The 22,165-nt window shown below is 35.4% G+C and carries 12 protein-coding genes; 11 read left to right on the top strand and 1 reads right to left on the bottom strand.

Annotation, left to right across the window (positions count from 1 at the left end):
• Nucleotides 1–409 precede the first annotated feature (409 nt).
• From BW983_RS22030 to BW983_RS21990, 8 genes are all read left to right on the top strand, one after another.
• On the top strand, nucleotides 410–1,735 hold the full coding sequence (locus BW983_RS22030; protein ID WP_076553918.1) for a sigma-54-dependent transcriptional regulator: 1,326 nt from the start codon (nucleotides 410–412) through the stop codon (nucleotides 1,733–1,735).
• 438 nt (nucleotides 1,736–2,173) lie between these two features.
• Entirely contained in the window at nucleotides 2,174–3,868 is a 1,695-nt protein-coding gene (gene kdpA, locus BW983_RS22025) for a potassium-transporting ATPase subunit KdpA (RefSeq protein ID WP_076553917.1), read from the top strand.
• Nucleotides 3,869–4,033: 165 nt separating this feature from the next.
• Nucleotides 4,034–6,073, top strand: a complete 2,040-nt coding sequence (gene kdpB, locus BW983_RS22020) for a potassium-transporting ATPase subunit KdpB (protein ID WP_076553921.1) — start codon at nucleotides 4,034–4,036, stop codon at nucleotides 6,071–6,073.
• 10 nt (nucleotides 6,074–6,083) lie between these two features.
• On the top strand, nucleotides 6,084–6,641 hold the full coding sequence (gene kdpC / locus BW983_RS22015) for a potassium-transporting ATPase subunit KdpC (RefSeq protein ID WP_076553916.1): 558 nt from the start codon (nucleotides 6,084–6,086) through the stop codon (nucleotides 6,639–6,641).
• Between the two features lie 215 nt (nucleotides 6,642–6,856).
• Entirely contained in the window at nucleotides 6,857–7,942 is a 1,086-nt protein-coding gene (locus tag BW983_RS22010; RefSeq protein WP_228409066.1) for a porin, read from the top strand.
• 57 nt (nucleotides 7,943–7,999) lie between these two features.
• Nucleotides 8,000–9,109 (top strand): histidine kinase, encoded by a 1,110-nt coding sequence (locus BW983_RS22005; protein WP_065393503.1) that lies wholly within the window; start codon nucleotides 8,000–8,002, stop codon nucleotides 9,107–9,109.
• Nucleotide 9,110: 1 nt separating this feature from the next.
• On the top strand, nucleotides 9,111–10,826 hold the full coding sequence (locus BW983_RS22000; RefSeq protein WP_076553914.1) for an ATP-binding protein: 1,716 nt from the start codon (nucleotides 9,111–9,113) through the stop codon (nucleotides 10,824–10,826).
• Nucleotides 10,827–11,684: 858 nt separating this feature from the next.
• Nucleotides 11,685–12,149, top strand: coding sequence for a hypothetical protein (locus tag BW983_RS21990; protein WP_076553912.1), 465 nt, complete (start codon nucleotides 11,685–11,687; stop codon nucleotides 12,147–12,149).
• Between the two features lie 88 nt (nucleotides 12,150–12,237).
• Here BW983_RS21990 and ligA read toward each other — a convergent pair whose 3' ends face one another.
• A complete protein-coding gene (ligA, locus tag BW983_RS21985) occupies nucleotides 12,238–14,244 on the bottom strand; it encodes an NAD-dependent DNA ligase LigA (RefSeq protein WP_076553911.1) in 2,007 nt (668 codons plus the stop codon).
• Between the two features lie 493 nt (nucleotides 14,245–14,737).
• Here ligA and BW983_RS21980 point away from each other — a divergent pair, with 493 nt between their 5' ends.
• The 3 genes from BW983_RS21980 to BW983_RS21970 all read left to right on the top strand — a co-directional run bounded on the left by BW983_RS21980 (nucleotide 14,738) and on the right by BW983_RS21970 (nucleotide 22,165).
• Nucleotides 14,738–17,827, top strand: a complete 3,090-nt coding sequence (locus BW983_RS21980; protein ID WP_076553910.1) for a TonB-dependent receptor — start codon at nucleotides 14,738–14,740, stop codon at nucleotides 17,825–17,827.
• Nucleotides 17,828–17,991: 164 nt separating this feature from the next.
• The gene (locus tag BW983_RS21975) at nucleotides 17,992–18,738 is read left to right on the top strand and encodes a glycerophosphodiester phosphodiesterase (RefSeq protein WP_076553909.1); all 747 of its coding nucleotides are present in this window, start codon (nucleotides 17,992–17,994) and stop codon (nucleotides 18,736–18,738) included.
• Between the two features lie 454 nt (nucleotides 18,739–19,192).
• Nucleotides 19,193–22,165, top strand: coding sequence for a SusC/RagA family TonB-linked outer membrane protein (locus BW983_RS21970; RefSeq protein ID WP_076553908.1), 2,973 nt, complete (start codon nucleotides 19,193–19,195; stop codon nucleotides 22,163–22,165).

Here is a 22,165-nt window from a genome sequence, read left to right as displayed (position 1 = left end):
GAGACTTTTTTTTGCTCTATAGCCAGAGCACTATATCCAAAACTATTCTTAAATACACAATTACCCAACAAAAACTCCCCCATACTCATTATTTTTTGGTTAAATCCCATTCTTATTAAATAAAGAAAACAAAATCTGATGCCCTTCATATCATTTTGATTCTTATTCATATAAGTATTTATCATTTATTATAGATTAGTTACTGCTTATTATTCTTGCTCACGTCCTAGCCCTGATAGTAACGGTTACCCCGCAGCACGCGCGGGAATGTAAATGAGCGAGGAGTAAGAGTGGATAGCAGGAGAAAGCTCCTAATAATAAGTATTAAGAGAGAATTTATTTTTATGATAAGTGATCTTTCTTCAAATAATTTCGATAAGTTTGTACTAGTTTTCCAAAAATAATAATGATGTCCGGAAATATTCTGATCATCGATGATGAGATCAAACTCCTTAAATTACTAGGAATGATCCTTTCCCAAGAAGATTTTAATGTAAAAGAAGCATCCACTGCACGGTCTGCAATGACGATGTTGGAGCAATATGATTTTGATGTTGTATTGAGTGATGTCCGATTGCCGGATGCCTTTGGTGTAGAACTTATTAAGTCTATTAAAACAAAATATCCGCATCTTGAAATCGTTCTGATGACGGCATTCGGAAATATTACGGATGCTGTACAGGCTATGAAAAATGGTGCTTACGATTATCTTGTGAAAGGTGATGATAACGAGAAGATTATTCCATTGGTGTACAAGGCGCTGGAAAAGGTTAAAGATAATAGATCCAAGACAATTCAGGTTACAAATATAGCAAAAGGATTTGATCAGGTTATTGGAAGTTCTCCTTTGATTTTACATTCGAAGAAATTGGCTGAAAAGGTTGCTTTAACTGATGCTGCAGTCCTTTTAACAGGTGAAACTGGTACCGGGAAGGAAGTTTTTGCCAATGCTATTCATGAAGGAAGTGAACGAAAGAAAAATAATTTTGTTGCGATCAATTGTTCTGCCTTCAGTAAGGAAATCCTTGAAAGTGAACTTTTTGGACATAAACAAGGAGCATTTACCGGAGCTTTAAAAGATAAAAAAGGATTGATTGAAGAAGCTAATGGTGGGACCTTGTTCTTAGACGAAATTGGTGAGATGCCTATAGAACTTCAGGCAAAGCTGCTGAGAGTATTGGAGACCAAAGAATTTATCAAAATGGGGGAAACAAAGGTTTCTAAATCAGATTTCAGATTAATTGCAGCTACAAACAGAGATCTTGAGCAAGAAATAAAGCAAGGGAATTTCAGGGAAGACCTGTATTTCAGATTAAATGTTTTTGAAATAAATCTTCCGCCTCTAAGGGAAAGAAAAGAAGATCTTAAAAAGCTTGCGAAAAATTTTATTGATATATTTTCTCACAAATTACATTTGACTTCAATTCAGGTATCTTCTGAATATTACAAAGCCTTGGAAAAGAATGATTGGAAGGGAAATATCCGTGAATTGAGGAATGCTGTGGAGCGTAGTCTGATTTTAATGGATAATAATGTTCTGGATGCGGAAAGTTTACCTCGTTATTCCGAAAAAGCTGTTCCTGAAAGTGACTCATTAAGTATCAGATCACTTGAAAAAATACACATACAGAAAGTTTTACAATATACTAAAGGAAATAAAGCTGAAGCAGCCCGACTTTTAGAGATTGGAATTGCCACATTATACCGTAAACTAGAAGAATACGGATTAAAATAAAAGAATTATCATTTTAATAAAGAGCCTATCATTTTGATAGGCTTTTTTGTTTTTATACAAGTTTTATTTATTGATTAAATTGCTGTTTTTCAATATGTTGTATTGTTTGTTTTTAAATTGGAATTTCTTTTGGCATATAGTATCTGAATAAAATATTTAAAAATGACAATTTCAAGAAAAACGTTTAAAAAACGGGGGCATTCTACTTTTAGTTTGCTGATTGTATCGTATGTATTGTTTACTCTTTTAACCTTATTAATAAAAATATGATGCTTATAAGTTTGATTCTGCTCTTTGCAGTATTGTTCTGGCTTTTATATAAATCAGTTGAATTTTTTGATAGAATATAAAATTATGTGGAGTTTATTTTTCCTTTCAATACTTGCCTTCGTGTATATCTGTTATGTTTTAATGAAACCTGAAAAATTTTAAACAATCATGAATACAGAGATTTTAGGCATCATAGCAATGTTTGCTATTACATTAGTCATCGGAATATTTTTAGGTAAATACATTGCTAATGTCTACGGATACAAAAAAACTTTTCTGGACCCGGTTTTTAGTCCTTTTGAAAAGATAATTTATAAAATTGCGGGAATTAATCCTAATCGTCAGATGAACTGGAAACAAAATATGTATGCCATGCTGACGATCAATCTGGTTTGGTTTATTATAGGATTTATTCTCCTGATGACACAGGCATGGTTACCGTTAAATCCAGATGGAAATCCCAATATGGCTCCTGATCTGGCTTTTAATACAACTATCTCATTTTTGGTAAACTGTAATTTACAGCATTATTCAGGAGAGACGGGAGTGAGCTATTTAAGTCAGCTTTATCTGATGTTTTTACAATTTGTAACAGCGGCAACGGGAATGGCAGCTATGGCAGTTCTTTTTAAAGCATTCAAAGAAAAAACAGCGACAGAGCTAGGGAATTTCTATGATTATTTTACCAAATCAATGATCAGAATATTGGTTCCGGTAAGTATTATCGTTGCTTTTATCCTTTCTATGAACGGAAGTCCGATGACTTTTGAAGGTAAAGACCATATTACAACCTTAGAAGGTCAGAAAGTTGATGTTTCCCGAGGTCCGGTAGCTGCTTTTGTTGCCATTAAACATTTAGGAACCAATGGTGGTGGATTTTTTGGAGCAAACTCAGCACATCCGCTTGAGAATCCGAATTATATAACGAATATGACAGAAATGGTCACTCAAATGATCATTCCATTCGCTTTGGTTTTTGCACTTGGTTTTTATCTGAATAAAAGAAAACTGTCATGGGTAATATTTACTGTAATGACCGTAGGTTTTCTGGCGCTTGCAGTTCCGAATATTGTCAATGAAACAGGAGGAAATCCTTTAATTACAAAAATGGGTACAGACAGTAGTCTGGGGGCAATGGAAGGTAAAGAAATCCGCTTTGGGAGTGCCGCGTCTGGATATTGGAGTATTGCAACAACAGTAATCTCTACAGGTTCTGTAAACTCTATGCACGACAGTACAATGCCTCTTTCAGGGATGAATGAACTGCTTGCCATGATGATCAACTGTTTCTATGGAGGCTGTGGTGTAGGAATTCTGAACTATTTCATCTTTATCATTCTTGCTGTATTCATCAGTGGTTTAATGGTAGGACGAACCCCGGAATTCATGGGTAAAAAAATTGAGGCAAAAGAAATGAAGATTGCTATGATCGTAGCATTGTTCCATCCGTTTTTAATTCTTGTAGGAACCGCATTAACTGCTTATTTACCTGAATTTGGAGCAAAAACATTGAACAATCCTGGTTTCCATGGTTTCAGTGAAATGTTGTATGAATTCACTTCTTCTTCAGCCAATAACGGTTCAGGATTCGAAGGACTGGGAGATAATACCCCTTGGTGGAACATTTCAACAGGAATTGTTTTGCTTCTCTCAAGATTTATTCCAATCATTGGTCCTGTTGCAATTGCTGGACTCTTAGCTCAGAAGAAATACATTCCGGAAAGCTCAGGAACATTGAAAACGGATACGGCAACATTCGGTTTTATGACGCTGGCGGTTATCTTACTTATTGCAGCATTATCCTTCTTCCCAGCGTTGACACTTGGACCTATTGCAGAACAGATACAGTATTTCTCTAAATAAATTGTGAACATTAAAAATTAAAATCAATATTCAACCATTAAGGAAGCTGAAAGTTAAGAAGCACTCAAAAACTTACTGAAACGTTCACTTTAATATAATCCTTTTCTATTCATTTGGCTGCCCTTGATGGTTATTATTGATAATGATATAAACTCTTTCAAAAAAATGAAAAATCAATCACAAACATTATTTCAAAGAGATTTGGTAAACGAAGCGATCAAGCAGTCTTTCGTAAAACTGAATCCGAAAATTATGTTTAAAAATCCGGTAATGTTCCTGGTAGAAATAGGAACCGTGGTCATGTTTATCGTAAGCATGTTCAGTTTAACCGGTGATAAAACCCAGGGAAGTTTCTCTTATAACTTTTTAGTGTTTATCATTTTATTCTTTACGGTTTTGTTTGCCAATTTTGCAGAAGCCATTGCAGAAGCAAGGGGAAAAGCACAGGCAGACACTTTGAGAAAAACCCGTGAAGAAACACCTGCAAAGCTTGTGGTAGATAACAAACCCGGATTTCAGGTAGAAACAGCCTTAAAAATGTCAGCAGAAATGAAACTTGGTGATATTTTCCTTTGTGAAGCTGGCGATCAGATTCCAATGGACGGAGAAATCATCGAAGGGCTTGCAACCATTGATGAATCTGCGATTACAGGAGAAAGTGCTCCGGTAATTCGTGAAGCAGGAGGAGATAAAAGTTCTGTAACAGGAGGTACAAAAGTATTATCAGACAGAATTAAAGTAAAAGTAACAACAAAACCTGGTGAATCCTTTCTTGATAAAATGATTGCTCTTGTAGAAGGAGCTTCAAGACAAAAAACACCTAACGAAATCGCATTAACCATATTATTAGCCGGTTTTACCCTTACTTTTATTATTGTTACTCTAACTTTAAAGCCTTTTGCAGACTACGCGCAGACTCCGATTACGATTGCTGCATTTATTTCACTCTTCGTTTGTCTTATCCCGACAACCATTGGAGGGCTGCTTTCTGCAATTGGGATTGCAGGAATGGATAGAGCTTTGAGAGCAAATGTGATTACTAAAAGTGGTAAAGCAGTAGAAACAGCGGGGGATATTGATGTTTTATTACTTGATAAAACAGGAACCATTACGATCGGGAACCGAAAAGCAACTCAATTTCATCCTGCAAACGGAATTAAACTTGAAGACTTTATTAAAGCTTCTGCCCTAAGCTCTGTTGCTGATGAAACTCCAGAAGGAAAATCTATTATTGAGCTTAGCCAATTAAAACAACAGGATTTATTAGTTCCAAATCCTACTTATATAGAATTTACAGCTGAAACCAGAACTTCAGGAATCGATTTTGAAGACACAAGAATCCGAAAAGGAGCTTATGACACGATAAAAAAACTGACTGAAAAAACAGGGAATATCTTCCCACAGGAAACCCAGGATGCAGTCACTAAAATTTCTGAAAACGGAGGAACACCTCTTGTAGTTGCCGTTAATGAAAAAGTCTGGGGTGTTATTGAACTTCAGGATATCATTAAAACCGGAATCCAGGAACGTTTCCAGAGACTGAGAAAAATGGGGGTAAAAACAGTAATGGTTACAGGTGATAATCCTTTGACTGCAAAATTTATCGCAGAAAAAGCAGGGGTAGATGATTTCATTGCCGAAGCTAAACCTGAAGACAAGATGAATTACATCAAAAAAGAACAGCAGGAAGGTAAGCTGGTTGCGATGATGGGAGATGGTACAAACGATGCTCCGGCATTGGCTCAGGCAGATGTAGGTGTAGCAATGAACAGTGGAACTCAGGCAGCGAAAGAAGCCGGAAATATGGTAGACCTTGATAATGACCCTACAAAACTGATCGAAATTGTAGAAATCGGGAAACAGCTGCTGATGACGAGAGGAACTTTAACGACGTTCAGTATTGCAAATGATGTGGCGAAGTATTTTGCAATCATTCCGGCACTTTTCATCACTTTCATCCCGTCACTTCAGAAATTGAATATCATGAACCTTCACAGCCCGGAAACAGCAATATTATCTGCCGTTATTTTCAATGCGGTGATTATTCCATTTCTTATTCCACTGGCATTAAAAGGGGTGGCTTACAAACCTATCGGAGCCAGTGCATTATTAAGACGAAACCTTTTGATCTATGGTTTGGGTGGGGTAATCGTTCCATTCATTGGAATCAAAATTATTGATGTAGTGATTAGTTTATTCAATTAAAATTTAAAAAATGAAAAATCATATTGTTTCAGCATTCAGACTCACTTTTGTAATGCTAGTGGTAGTAGGAATTTATTTGGTCATTGTTTATGGAGGATCAAAAGTATTGCCTACAGAAGGAAATGGAGAGATCATTAATTATAAGGGGCAAAAATTTTACGCCAATATCGGACAGGAATTTAAATCTGAAAAATACTTTCACGGTCGCCCCTCTTCAGTAAACTATAACGCCGCAGGAAGTGGAGGAAGTAATAAGGGACCAAGTAATGAAGAATATCTTGAAACCGTACAGAAAAGAATTGATACTCTAAGAATGCAAAACCCTGGAATGAAAGATACCAAAGTACCTGTAGAACTTGCTACAGCCAGTGGAAGCGGATTGGATCCTGATATTTCAGAAGAAGGAGCATTATATCAGGCAAAGAGAATTGCCAAGGTGAGAAATGTTTCCGAAGAGCAGATTAATAATTTAATCAAGAAGCAGACGGAGAAACCATTCTTGGGACTTTTAGGTCCGTCAAAAGTAAATGTACTGAAGCTTAATATCGCTTTGGATCAATTAAAATAATTTTAAATCATAATACGGCAGAATTTATAAAATATTGTTAGATGAATAGAGCCATTAAGAACATTGAAGGAGTTAAGTTGTAAGAGAATCTACTTTAAAAAATATTATCACTTATAATTCACCTATGAATCTTTAATTTTCTTAATTCCTTCTTAATGGTTTTAAAAAACATCACTTATACTTTCCGTCATGTACTCAGATAATTCAAAATAAACGTGAAAAAATATACTATTATAGGAATGCTGTTGGGAATCTTTTTTACCAAAGCACAATCATCAGACTCATTGAAAACAGGAAATAAAGTTACTTTTTCCGCATATGCAGAACTTTTTTATACCTATGATTTTAATGAGCCGGGAAATCATCTCCGTCAGAATTTCCTGTACTCATACAACAGACATAATGAACTGAATCTTAACCTTGGACTTATTAAAGCAAATTATCAGAGTGAAAATCTCCGCGCTAACCTAGCCCTGATGGGAGGAACTTACGCGCAGGATAATATGGCGGCAGAGCAGGGAGCTTTAAGATATATTAATGAAGTAAATGTAGGAATCAAAATTTCAAAAAATAAAAACCTATGGATTGATGCGGGGATTATGCCTTCACACATAGGCTGGGAAAGTGCCATAGGTAAAGATAATATCAATCTTACAAGAAGTTTTGCCGCTGAAAATTCGCCTTACTTTGAAACCGGAGCAAAAATTTCTTATACCTCAGATAGCGGTAAATGGTTTATAAGCGGATTGGTGTTAAATGGTTGGCAACGTATCGCAAAAGCAGAAGGAAATCAAAGTATTTCTTTTGGACATCAGGTAACGTATAAACCGAATGATAAAGTAACTTTGAATAGCAGTTCATTTATAGGGAATGATAAAGTAAAAGAAGATAAGAGAATGCGATATTTTCATGATTTGTATGGAAGCTTTCAGTTGACAAATAAGTTTTCAGCATTGCTGGGATTCGATATCGGAGCAGAACAAAAAACAAAAGGAAGCGAACAGTATAATATCTGGTACAGCCCCAATGTACAAATGAAATATCAGATTGATAATAAATGGGCATTGGCAGGAAGGTTAGAATATTACAATGATAAAAATGGAGTCATTATCAGTACAAAAACACCAAACGGATTCCAGACCTTCGGATATTCTCTGAATGTAGATTACGCGATCTTTAAAAACGTGGTTTTCCGTACTGAAGCAAGAGGTTTTACTTCTAAAGATGCCATTTTTGTAAAAAATGATGGATTGAAACAAGGGAACTTCTTTATTACAACAAGCCTTGCAGCCTGGTTTTAGTAATCAGTTTAACCACAATAAAAAGTGTTTAAAGTAAAATTAAAAAGAATAAAATCAATGTCATCAGCAAAACATTTTTTAGAACTTATTCAAAAATCCCGGAAAGGGAAATTCAAAATATATATCGGGATGAGTGCAGGTGTCGGGAAAACATTCCGGATGCTTCAGGAGGCTCATTCCCTTTTAAGAAACGGCATTGATGTAAAAATAGGATATATAGAAACCCATGATCGGGAAGAAACGGTAGCTCTTGTAGAAGGAATTCCGGAGATTGAAAGAAAATCAGTTTTTTATAAAGGAAAGAACCTGGAAGAAATGGATCTTCAGGCGATTATCAATGAACATCCTGAAGTCGTTTTAGTAGATGAATTAGCGCATACCAATGTAGAAGGCTCCAAGAACAAGAAAAGATGGCAAGACGTTCTGGAAATTCTGGACAATGGAATCAACGTAATCAGCGCTATGAATATTCAGCATATTGAAAGCCTGAATGAAGAAGTAAAGAAAATAACAGGCGTTGAAGTTGCCGAAAGAGTTCCCGATAAAATCCTTGCATTTGCCGATGAAGTGGTGAATATAGACCTTACTGCTGATGAACTTTTAACCAGATTAAAAGAAGGAAAGATCTATAAAAAGGAAAAAATTCAGACGGCGCTCAGCAATTTTTTTCAAAGTGGTCATATTTTGCAGCTTCGTGAGCTGGCATTAAAAGAAGTGGCTACCCATGTTGAGAGAAAAGTGGAAACTGAGATTAAAACGGAAAATTTTAAACCCATAAAATTCCTTGCCTGCATCAGCAGTAACGAGAAAATTGCGAAAACAATCATCAGAAAGACAGCAAGACTGGCAAGTTATTACAATAGTCCCTGGACTGTTTTGTATATCCAAAAACCTTCTGAAAATCCTGAAAAAATTGCATTGGATAAACAACGGTATTTGATTAATAATTTTAATTTAGCACAGGAATTGGGAGCCAAAGTAGTCCGAATCAAAGAGAATAGCGTTCATGACGGAATTCTGGAATATGTAATTGCCCATAATATCACCACAGTCTGTATCGGAAAACCACATGCAAAGCTATGGCAGCGATTATTTGGGTATAGTTGGATTTATACCCTGATGAACAGACTGAATGAAAGACAGATAGATATTATTATTTTATCATAAAATGAAACTTAAAACAAAACTTACATTAGGCGTTGGTCTATTATTTTTACTGATCGTTTTGCTTTCAGTGATAGGTTCTGTGTATATCAATAAATTAAAATCCGATACTGAAAAGATCCTTACAGCAAATTATAACAGCCTTGAGTTCTCTAAAAACATGCTTCTTGCGCTGGATCATATAAGTACAGACAGCGCTGTTGCCATTGCCGATTTTCAGAAGAATAACCGATTGCAGGAAAAGAATCTTACCGAATTTGGAGAAAAAGAAGCAACCCAGAATTTGAATCTGCATTTTAATAGCTATTTAAAAGAACCTAATTCGAATAAAGAAAAACTGATCCGGGAAGATCTGGCAAGGATTATGTCTCTGAATATGAAAGGTATTGAAAGAAAGAGCGATATTGCCATCATTACAGCTGGTAATGCCACTTTCTGGATTGTCAGCCTGGGAACTGTTTGTTTTCTGATTGCTTTTATCCTGCTTTTCAATCTCCCTCAGACCATTGCAGAACCTATTGATCAGTTGACGTTCAGTATCAGACAAATTGCCAATAAAAACTATAATGAAAGAGTTCATTTTAAGGGAAGCGAAGAGTTTAGCAGTCTTGCAGAATCGTTTAATGTAATGGCGGAAAAACTTCAGGAATATGAAAGCAGTAATCTTTCCAAGCAACTGATGGAGAAAAAACGCATCGAAACGCTTGTGAATAATATGCATGATGCAGTGATTGGGCTAGACGAAAACCATTTTATCTACATGATCAATGATGAAGCATTAAAAATTACCAATCTTCATAAGGAGGATATCATCGGAAAAACAGCTCATGAAGTGGCTATAAATAACGATCTGATGCGGGAATTGCTGAAAAATATAGACCATCCTGTAAAAGATCCCATTAAGATTGTTCGTGATAATAAAGAAAACTATTTTGAACAGGATATTGTTCCCATTAATATTGTAAAAACGGGTGAGAAGGAAAAGAAATATATTGGTAAAGTGATTCTGCTTAGAAATATCACCCCTTTCAAAGAGCTTGATTTTGCTAAAACAAATTTTATTGCAACCATTTCTCACGAGCTTAAAACCCCGATTTCTGCTATAAAAATGGGCGTTCAGTTACTCGGAAATCAGAAATTTGGTGAGTTGAATGAACAGCAGCAGGAATTATTGAAAAGTATCAATGAGGATGGACAGCGCCTGTTGGATATTACAGGGGAACTTCTCAACCTCTCTCAGGTAGAATCCGGAAATATACGATTGACCGTTGAAAAATGTTCACCAAAAGAAATAGTACAGTCAGCAGTGAAAAATGTTGAAAAGCTTGCAGAACAGAAGAATATTTCAATAAGTACAGAATACCATTTGGAAGATACAGACTTTGTAACTGCGGATTTTGACAAAACAGTTTGGGTAATGAATAATTTCCTTACCAATGCCGTAAAACATTCTTTTCAGGATGAAAATATTCAAATTGTTGTGGAAAAACAAGGAACATTTGTCCAGTTCAGTATTATAGATACCGGAAGCGGAATTGATGAAAAATATCACCGTCAGATATTTGACCGTTATTTTCAGGTTCCTGGCGAACATCAGAACGGAACCGGGCTTGGCTTGGCAATATCAAAGAATTTTATAGAAAAACAAAACGGAGAAATAGGAGTGAAAAGTGCTTTGAATAATGGAAGTACTTTCTTCTTCAGATTGCCGGTTTCATAAGGATCATTGTTTTATATTTGAACCTGAAAAATATTCGACTTATTTTCTATTAATACTTTATTTTTTTAATGTTAGAGATTCCCTTTTTTTATTTTTTTGGAGCAGCCTTTATTTTTTTTGTTGTCTCAGGAGTTTTCTTCTTCTTTCAGAAAAGCAAAATTATCAAAAAATATAAGCAGCCGAATGGAGTGATAATAAAGAACATCCACGGAACCATAGTTACTACGGTTAAAGGAACTTTACGATACAGTAAGAGTTTTCAATGGTGTAGTTTGGATATTCTTATAAACCATAATTCTATGTTTCTGTTTCCCCGAAGTTTTTATATTTTTCCTCGGGGTTGTATTAATTTAAGATTTAAATTAGATGGAAGCAATACAAAAAATCCAACGGTTTTAAATGAATTTACTATAAATACAAATTCTGTTGAACTCATCTATTATCCAGACCATATGCTTCATGCAAAACGTAACATTTCTTTATATTACCTCAGTCAGGAACAAATATTAATTTTTGAGAAAGCTTTAAATAAACAAATGTAATTTAACTCTTATTGCTCTAAATAAAATGACATTTATAACCTCACTTGAATAGCACCATTGAGAATGAAAATATAAGATTTAAAAATTAATCTAATTAATGATACTATTTAATATAAACAGAATGTAAAGGTGAAAATTATCAGAGATTATCTCATATTTTATTAATTTTTATATTCAGAATGAATTATACTTTCTGTCTGGAATGGAAGAAGAATCTCATAAAAATAATAATATCACCGTTATTAATGTATAAATTTGAAAAGTTAGCATCTATTTATATCTTATTCTTTATATTTGTTAAATTAAAAATTATAAAATGAGAAGAACTTTACCTTTATTAGCATTATTATTTTTTATCTCATTAAGTACTCAGGTTTTCGGTCAGAGTCTTGTGATCGAAACACTGGACAGCTACAATAAAATGGGAATGACAGAATTTCAGAATGAGGTGAAAAAGATGAATTTTAAGCTTAGTGATAAAACTCAAAGTGCTGATTTCGTCCTAAATGAATATGAACACCCTACTTACAAGTTTAAGCTGAGCAAATTCGAATATATTAAAGATAAATCTCAAAACAGAATTGAATTCGAATTCAATAATTTGCATGATTATAAAAAATATATGGAGGCCTTACAAAGAGGAGGATATAAAGAAACAGAAAAAGGTAAAACCATTACCAAAGAACCATATGTGGATTATTATAAAGGAAAGCAGCATATAAGAATGGTTCTTCCAAAAGAAAATCAAAGTGCGCCTTATAGTATTCTTGTATTCAAATAAGTAATTCTATAAACTTAAAAGGTTAAAAAAATAAAAGACTGCAGAACTTTCTGCAGTCTTTTTTATAATAAGGATAATCTTTAATAAATTATTGCTTTTCAATTAAATCCAGAAACTGTTGCTCATCCAAAATCGTTATGGTTCCGATATCCTGAGCCTTTTTCAGTTTACTTCCTGCTTTTTCACCTACTACAAGATAATTCAGGTTTTTAGATACAGCAGAAATATTTTTTCCACCATGCTTTTCTACCATTTCTTCAGCCTGTTCTCTTGTAAATAATGACAATTTTCCTGTAAATAAAAAGGTTTTTGCTTCAAGAACATTCGATAAAACTTCATTAGTGCTTTCTCCTTTTTCAAGCTGTACACCATAAGATTTTAAACGTTCAATCATCAGTATATTTTCAGAATTTTTGAAGAATTCCACAATGCTTACCGCGATTTTAACTCCGATATCTTCTACCTGACAAAGTTCTTCTACAGAAGCGCTCTTCAGTTCTTCTATAGTTGGAAAGTTCTTGACAAGCTTCTTGGCAACGGTTTCCCCCACATGTTTAATTCCAATTCCGTATAATACTTTTTCAAACGGAATTTCCTTTGATTTTTCAATTCCCGAGATGATATTTTGTGCAGACTTTTCAGCCATTCTTTCCAGCGGAAGAAGTTGTTCCTTCGTTAAAACATAGAAATCGGCAGGGTTTTCAATCAGCCTTTCTCTGTAAAGCTGTTCAATGGTTTCACTTCCCAGATTTTCAATGTTCAGTGCTTTTCTGGAAACATAATGAATCATTCTTCCTACTACCTGTGGTGGGCAGTGAAGTTCATTCGGGCAGAAATGGATTGCCTGATCTTCAATTTTTACCAATTCGGTTTCACATTCAGGGCAGTGTTTGATATATTCTATTTCTCTGCTTTCATCAGTTCTTTTATCCGTATTTACGCCAACGATTTTTGGAATGATCTCACCTCCTTTTTCTACATACACAAAATCATGCTCATGAAGGTCAAGCTTTTTGATGATATCTTCATTATGCAGAGACGCTCTTTTTACAATAGTTCCCGCCAATAAAACAGGTTTCAAATTGGCAACCGGAGTAATTGCTCCCGTTCTTCCAACCTGATAAGAAACACTTTGAAGTTCAGTTTCTACCTTTTCAGCTTTGAATTTATAAGCCATCGCCCAACGTGGAGATTTAGCAGTATATCCAAGCTGTCTTTGTTGCTGTAAAGAGTTTACTTTTAAAACAATACCATCAATTTCGAATGGAAGATTGTGACGTTCTGTATCCCAGAAAGTGATGAATTCCTTTACCTCATCCAGCGTTTTGCAAAGTTTTGCCTGTTGAGACGTTTTGAATCCCCAGCCTTGTGCCTTGTGAAGTAACTCCCAATGAGTATCTGCTGGAACCTCTTCAGAAATAAACTGATACAAAACAGACGAAAGTCCGCGTTTTCTTACCTCAGCACTGTCCTGCATCTTCAAACTTCCACTTGCTGTATTTCTTGGATTCATGAATGGATCTAAACCTTCCTCTTCACGAAGTTTATTAAGCTTATCAAAGTTTTTTCGGGTTAAATAAATTTCACCACGCATAAAGAAATGAGTTGGGAAATCACCTTTCAATGTTAAAGGAATATCTGAAATAGTACGGACATTAGGCGTGATTTCATCTCCCTGGAAACCATCACCACGAGTTACCGCCTGAGTAAGTTTTCCGTTTTCATAAAGAATAGAGATAGAAGCTCCGTCATACTTTAGTTCGGCAACGAATTCTACAGGTTCGTCAATGGTTTTGATAATTCTTTTTTCCCAGTCTTCCAGATCATCAAAATCGTAAGAATTATCCAGGGAATACATTCTGAATTTATGCTGAATCGTAGGGAAAACCTTTGTAATTCCACCTCCTACACGCATAGTAGGGGAGTTTTCATCATAAAATTCAGGGTGCTTTGCTTCAAGATCCTGAAGTTCCTCCAATAGCATATCAAATTCATAATCTGTAATGGTAGGATTGTCCAGAAGGTAATAGTTTTCGTTATGTTGATGCAGTTCCTTACGGAGCTGTTCTATTTTTTGTTGAATGTTTTCAGACATCGGTTTTATATCTTTTAAGCAAAAATAACTAAAGTAACGTGAATTCGGAATCAAAATTTTAAAACGAAAGAAATGAAACCGATTTTTTAAGAGCTTCTTTATTATTATTTCCGTTTTATAAAGACATTTTATTCAATGATATATCCAGAATTTTCCCTGCTGAGTACTAACACCTTTGTAAACGTATAAAATTAATAGCATTATAAAAACCCTAGTAAACTCTGCGTTACATAAATTCTTTAGTGAGCTTATATAAATAAACTTAATTATGATAAAATATTTAAAACAATTCCATTTTATAAAATAATGTAATTAAATATTACAGGTAAATTAAAAATCCGTAATACACTTTAATAGTCTGGTTCTGTAAGAAATAAAATATATGTTTAAAGTAATTTAACATAACGTTCCAATTTAATTAAAAAAATGTTAAAACTCCCTTAAATAGCCCGCTTCCAAAGTCAAGATACCTTTGCACATCTAATTGTAAGAAATGAGAAAAGTAAAGATTGTACTGGGGTTATTGTTTTTAGGGCTTGGAACAATGGCTTATGCACAGACCACGCAGGCTTCCATCGTAGGAAAAGTGACTGGACCGGGAACTTCGGCTCAGGAAAAAGTGAAAGTTACGATCGTAAATGAATCCACAGGATTCAGAACGGAAACGGAGACGAACTCGAAAGGAGAATATATCTTTAAAGAGATTCCGCTGGGAGGACCTTATACGGTAATTGTAAATGAGGATAAGAAAGAAGGTTTCAATGTGAACTTCGGAGATCAGGTGACTGTAAATATGGATCTTGGAGGAAGCGGAGAAAACCGTATTGAAGAGGTGAAAATTACAGGAAACCTAAAGAACAAAATCGGTAACCTTGGTGCGGCAACGGCTATTTCTGCAAAGAATATCGGAATTCTTCCGGTAAACGGACGAAACTTCGCCAATCTTACTGAACTTTCACCTTTAAGTGGAAAAGGAGGAAATCTTTCCGGGCAGCTTGGTTCTTCTACCAACTTTACAATTGATGGGATGACTGCCAAAAACCCAACTTCTGCCGGAGCTACTACCAGCCGAAGTGGTGCACCTTTCTCTATTTCTATTGAAGCGGTACGAGAATTTAAAATTACTACCAATCAATATGATGTAACATTGGGAAGAAGTGGTGGCGGAACGGTAAGTGCCGTTACAAAATCAGGTACGAATAAATTTTCAGGAAGTGCCTGGGAATATTTGAGAGCAAACTGGCTTTCCAGTCCATATGACATCAGAGGAAATAAGAGAGTGAATGACTTCTCTACATCACAGTTTGGGTTCTCATTAGGTGGACCTATCATTAAGAATAAATTACACTTCTTCGTAGCATGGGATCATCAATTGGATTCAAGACCATTGCTTATTGCAGATATTAAATCGCCCGAAGACGAGAAAAGACTGAATATAAATACACAAACCCTTAATACATTCCTTGATATTGCAAGGTCAAAATATGGGGTAGGAAGCGGTCCTCAGTTTGGAAGTTTTGACAAAGTGAGAAACTCTGATGCTGCATTTGTACGTTTAGACTGGCAGATCAATGAAAAACATTTATTGACATTAAGAAATAATTTCACGTATGACCTTAATAAAAACGGATTAGGAGATAATACAAGTATCAACTTCTTTGAGTCTTATGGAAATGATAAAAACCTTGACAACAGTTTATTATTAACTTTAAGATCAAATTTACAGCCTAATTTAACCAATGAATTAAAAGCTCAGTATTTATATACTTTCCAGGACAGCTATCAGAATAATGAATTAGGAAGACCGGTTCCGAGAGCTATTGTAGAAAGTGTTGCTACGCCAGGGTTGGGAGCTACCAATATTCAGATCGGAGGACATCGTTTTGCACAGGAAAGCTTTAGAAATAATGTATTTCAGATTGTAGATAATTTATACTATAACACTGATAAGGTGAAATATACTTTTGGTGCTGATTTAATGTATACTACAGCAAAATCAGTTTACGGAAGTGAAGTAAACGGAAGGTTCCATTTTCAGGGAATGGATAATTTTAAAGACATGACTCCTTATAGATTTTACAGAGAGGTTCCTTTAATGGAAGATCCTTCAGTACGATCTAATATCTGGAATCTTGGGGTGTACGGACAGTTCCAGACGAAAATTGCAAAAGGTCTTGATTTGATGGCGGGGATTAGATTAGACTATGGCGGTTATCCCAAAGCGAAATTCAATCAAAAATTATATGATGAGATGGGAATCAGAACGGATAATAAGATCAAATCATTTGTTATCCAGCCTAGATTCCAGTTTGAATGGAATATAAACGAAGGAAATAAAGACTTCCTGAAGTTTGGTGCCGGAGTGTTCTCTTCTGACATTAATAATTATATGATCATCAACAACCTTGTATTCGATGGAAAACATCTTGCTACAGTGGATGTAACTGCTAAAGATGTCCCGTTCCCGGATTTCAATAACTATAGAAATGATTATAATAGCATTCCTACACTGTCTCAGTATCAGATTCCTACGATCAACTATACAGGTAAAGATGCTAAAATCCCAATTGTGTATAAAGCGAATATCTCCTATACTCACTTCTTCAATGAAAGATTCAGAGCAGGAATTGCAGGATATATGGCATTGGGTAGAAACAATTATTACTACTATGACCGTAATATGCAGGCAAATCCGTTTTTCACGTTGGATAATGAAGGTGGAAGAGGAGTTTTTATTCCGACAGGAGCTATTACCAATAACGACAAAAGCAAGACTGTAAGCTTTGACTGGAAACAGGGAAGAATCAATAATAATTTCGGAAGAGTACTGGAATTGGTGAGTGATGGTAAAGTAAACCAGTTTTCATGGGTAGTAGACACAAGTTATCGTTACTGGAAAGATGGAGAGATCACAGCAAGTTATACATGGTCTGATATTAAAGACAATACTTCTTACAACGGAAACGTAGCCAACTCTGCAACATTATCTACGATGATCCAGAGTGATCCAAGAAACCTGAGAATGACTTATTCTGACAACCAGTTCCGTAATAAAGTAGTTATCTATGGTAACTCACCTACAATTGCAGGATTCACTTTAGGAGTAAGATATTCCGGAATCGGAGGAACACGTTTCTCTGTAACAGCAGGAGGAAACATCAATGGAGACTTCGTTGATTCTAATGATCTTGCCTATATTTTCCCTAACCTGACTCAGCCATTATTGGACGATCCGGAAGTAGGTAAAGCTTTGAAAAATTATATCACTGATTATAACAATAAAATAGCAGAACGTAACGGCGGTAAAAACGGATTCTATGGAGTTTGGGATGTACGTTTAGCCAAGAAAATCAAATTTGATAAAATTGGAGCATTCGAATTATCTGTAGATATTTTCAACGTTGCCAACTTATTGAATAAAGAATGGGGTGTAAATAAATCTTACGGAAATATGGCACTGTACAGAGTGACAAAATTTAATCCGGATACCAGACAGTTTGAATATGTTAAGAATACCAGCGGTTTAGCACCTCTATCAGGGAATCCATATCAGATTCAGATTGGAGCAAAATATAGTTTTTAATCTGTTCTAAATATTTTAAACCACAAAAGGCAAGGTCAAATATTCATTAAAGATCCAAACCCTTTTGTGGTTTATGTTTTTTTAAGATGTCCTGGAGTCTTAAATTATAATAACTACCTTTATCAAAAGTTTCAGGACTTTGTTTTAATTATCTAATTTATATTATGAAAAATTTTATCTTAGGGTTAGCAGTTTTAAGTACAGTTTTGATGAAAGCACAAACCCAGATCATTGCACACAGAGGATACTTCCAGGCTCAGCCTCCAACAACAGAAAATTCTATAAAATCATTAGAAAACGCTCAGAAACTAAAAGTATATGGTTCTGAATTTGACGTGAGAATGACTAAAGACGGAATATTGGTCATCAATCACGATGAACACCATGGTAAAATGGAAATTTCCGAAACATCATTCAAGGAATTGGAAGCTTTGAAGCTATCTAACGGTGAAAAATTTCCTACTTTAAAAGATTATCTGAAACAAGGCAAAAAAGATTCTTCCGTAAAACTGATTGTAGAAATTAAACCAGCCAAAACGCCTGAAATAGAAAACGAAATCACTCAAAAGACCATCAAAATGATCAAGGATATGAAACTGGAGTCTCAAAGTGAATTTATTTCTTTCAGCCTTAATATCTGCAAAGAGATCAAAAAACTGGCACCAGCATTTAAAGTTCAGTACCTGAACGGAGAATTGTCACCTGAACAGATCAAAAAAGAAGGATTAGACGGTATGGATTACCACTACAGCGTTTTCCAAAAGAACCCAACCTGGATTGCGGAAGCAAAAGCATTGGGGCTTATCACCAATTCATGGACGGTAAATGATCCTGCTATTTACGATGAGTTAAAAAATCAAGAAATCGGATTTGTAACAACCAATATTCCTGAGCAATTGAAAAACAAGTAAAGAGTTTTAGTACTCAAGCTAATATTACAAACGAAGGACTAAACATATTCCCATCCTTTGGAGGGGTGTCAAAAATTCAAAGAATTTTTGACGGGGTGGCTCTTCAGCAACATAATTTACAGTCTGTCTCTTTATAAGGGCAGACTGTATTTTTTATACCAAAATCCCCATTTAAAGTAGCTAAATAGATTTTTAGATGCTTTTAAAAGTTGTAATGTGTTATTTATTAGTGGTTTGTGTTTTATTATCCCAAGTGAAGACAATAAATATAAGCAAATAAAACTCTAAAATACTGTTAAAAACACTTAATTGCTTAAGGATTTGTTTATCAGTATTATATGTAATGTTGTTAAGGATGAATTAATATACTATTCAATAAACATTTAATTAATGTTAAAATATTGTTAAAACCATACCCATAATGTCTGTTTAATTTTGCGCAAACAAAAAGGAAATGCGTAAAGAGACACAAAAGTTGTTGGTTTTGTCGCTGTTAGGATTTTTCAGTGCCACCCTAACAGCTCAGCAGAAAGCTAAAAAAGACACAATCAAAGGACTTGACGAAGTAGTAGTAACTGCTTTGGGAATCAAAAGGCAGGACAAATCATTAGGATATGCCACCCAGACTATTAAATCTGAAGAAATTCTGAGAACCCAGAACAATAACTGGGCACAGGCTTTAGAAGGGAAAGTGGCTGGTCTGAAAATTCAGACGGCTGGAGCAGGACCATTGGGGACAACCCGTATCACACTTCGTGGAGACATCTCCATGAACATGGGAAATAACGATGCATTGATCGTTGTAGACGGTGTTCCTTTGAGTGGAAATAAAACCGGAACCGGAACATCTGCATACGGAGCTGGTTCAGGAGGTGACTTACCTATTGATTACGGAGACAGCTTCAATAGTATTAATCCTGATGATATTGAATCCATTTCTATTCTGAAAGGACCTACAGCAGCGGCATTATACGGCTCAAGAGGTTCAAGGGGAGCAATCATGATCACTACGAAATCCGGGAAAAGTAAAAAAGGAAAAGTTCAGATCAGCTTCAATTCATATTCAAGTTATGATACCGTTCTGAAATGGCCCGATTATCAATATGAATACGGACAGGGAACCCAGCAGAAAGACAAAAACGGAAATTACTATTATTCATACGGAAACTCAGTTGACGGAATCAATACCGGTTCTACAAGTAGCGCTTTCGGACCTAAGTTTGCCGGACAATACTATTTCCAATACGATCCAAACATAGAAACGCAGGGTACAGAAAGACAGCTTTGGAGACCTTATACCAACAATATCAAAGATTTCTGGCAGGTAGGTTCCAATTATTCAAACAGTTTGGCAATAGAACATTCCAATGAAACAACAGCTTTCAGAACTTCACTTACCTACCTGAAAAATGAATGGATGATGCCGAATACAGGTTTCAATAGATTCAGTGCAGCATTGTCTTTAGATCATAAGCTAAGCAGCAGATTGAAAATAGGAACCAAGATGAACTTTAGTCAGACTAAAAGTGATAATCTTCCGGCAACAGGATACAACAACCAATCAATCTCATATTTCATGATTTTCCAGAATCCGAATGTAGATCTGGCGTGGTACAAGCCTATCTGGAAAAAAGGACAGGAACAGCTTGAGCAGGTTCATCCTTTTAGCTCTTACATCGACAATCCTTACCTGATTGCTTATGAAAACCTGAACGGGACCAATAAAAAAACGATTACAGGAAATATTAATATCAGTTACCAGCTGGCAAAAAACCTTGATGTAGTTTATAAAACCGGATTGGAATGGAACAATGAACTTCGTACGCAAAGAAGGCCATGGAGCTCTGCAAATTATGCAAAAGGTTTTTACAGAGAACAATATATCAGATATATGGATCTGAATAACGATGTTTTATTTACCTATAAAAATAAATTCGGAAACCTTGGATTCACAGCTTCTGCCGGAGGAAATATCAGATATCATGAATACACCATGAATGATTACAGAGCCAACGGATTGAATAAAGTAGGGCTTTACCAGCTTTCCAATGCGATACAGGTAGAATATAAACTACCAAAACCCAATGATAAGCAGGTGAATAGTGTTTACGCACTAGCAAACTTGAGCTATAAGAACATGATATTCCTTGATGTAACAGCAAGAAACGACTGGAGTAGTACATTACCTAGTCAGAATAGATCTTATTTTTATCCATCGGTGGCATCATCTTTTGTTCTTTCTGATATCTTTAAAATAAAATCAGATCAATTAAACTTTTGGAAGTTGAGGTTATCCTGGTCTCAGGTAGGAAATGATACCTACACTTATATGCTTGATAAGTATTATGAAAACAGTTCATTCGTAGGATCAGTAGAATCTCCTTTACTATTCCAGAACCCGAATCTTAAGCCGGAAATGATTACCAATATCGAAGGAGGAATGGATTTTACAGTTCTGAAAAACAGACTGACATTCAACTTTACAGCGTATCAGAACAATTCTAAAGACCAATCTGTTATTATCCCGATGTTATACGAAACAGGTTACAATAAAAGGATTATCAATTCCGGAGAGTTGAGAAACAGAGGAATTGAAATGACTTTAAATGCCTATCCAGTCAAGAATAAAAACTTCTCATGGAATGTGAATGCCAACTGGTCTATGAACAGAAACAAAATTCTTTCTCTTCCTGAAGAATTCCAGGGGAAACCTTATACAATGGCAAGTGTAGGAAGTGTAGTGTTTTATAATGCTGTGGTAGGAGGTTCATTAGGAGATATTTACGGAGCAGGATTAGTTTATTCACCAGACGGACAGGTAGTTTATGATAAAGATGGATTGACATTAAAATCAACCGATGTCAATAAAATAGGAAACGCTTATCCAAAATGGAGAGCAGGTCTTCAAAATGAATTCAGATATAAGAATATTTCTGTTAGTTTCTCCTTTGACGGGCAATATAAAGGAATGGCTTATTCACATTCTCATCATAAGATGTCTGAACAAGGGAAACTTACCCATACATTGGCAGGAAGAGACAATCCGGGTGGCTTAATTGTAGGACAGGGCGTAGTTCAGAATCCTGACGGCAGCTTTTCACCCAATACAAAAGGAGTTTCTGTTTCCAGTTATTATGGAGATTATTACAGGAGAGCAAACGTGGAAACCAATTCATTTGATACCTCATTCATTAAGCTGAGAGACGCAAGAATCTCTTATTCTTTCCCAAAATCCATTGTTGAACCTTTAAAAGTTACAGATATCACCCTTGCTTTATTCGGAAGAAACCTTTGGATGTGGACCAAGTTCCCATTATTCGACCCGGAAGCAGCTACACTAGATGATTCTACCATTGTGCCGGGAGTTGAAATGGGGCAGCTGCCTCAGGCAAGAACCGTGGGAATTCAGTTAAATGTTAAATTCTAA

The organism is Chryseobacterium ureilyticum, from assembly GCF_900156735.1.
GTDB classification, from domain to species: Bacteria; Bacteroidota; Bacteroidia; order Flavobacteriales; family Weeksellaceae; genus Chryseobacterium; species Chryseobacterium ureilyticum.
Note: the sequence above shows the minus strand (reverse complement) of the source record. Positions and strands in the feature narration are given on the sequence as shown.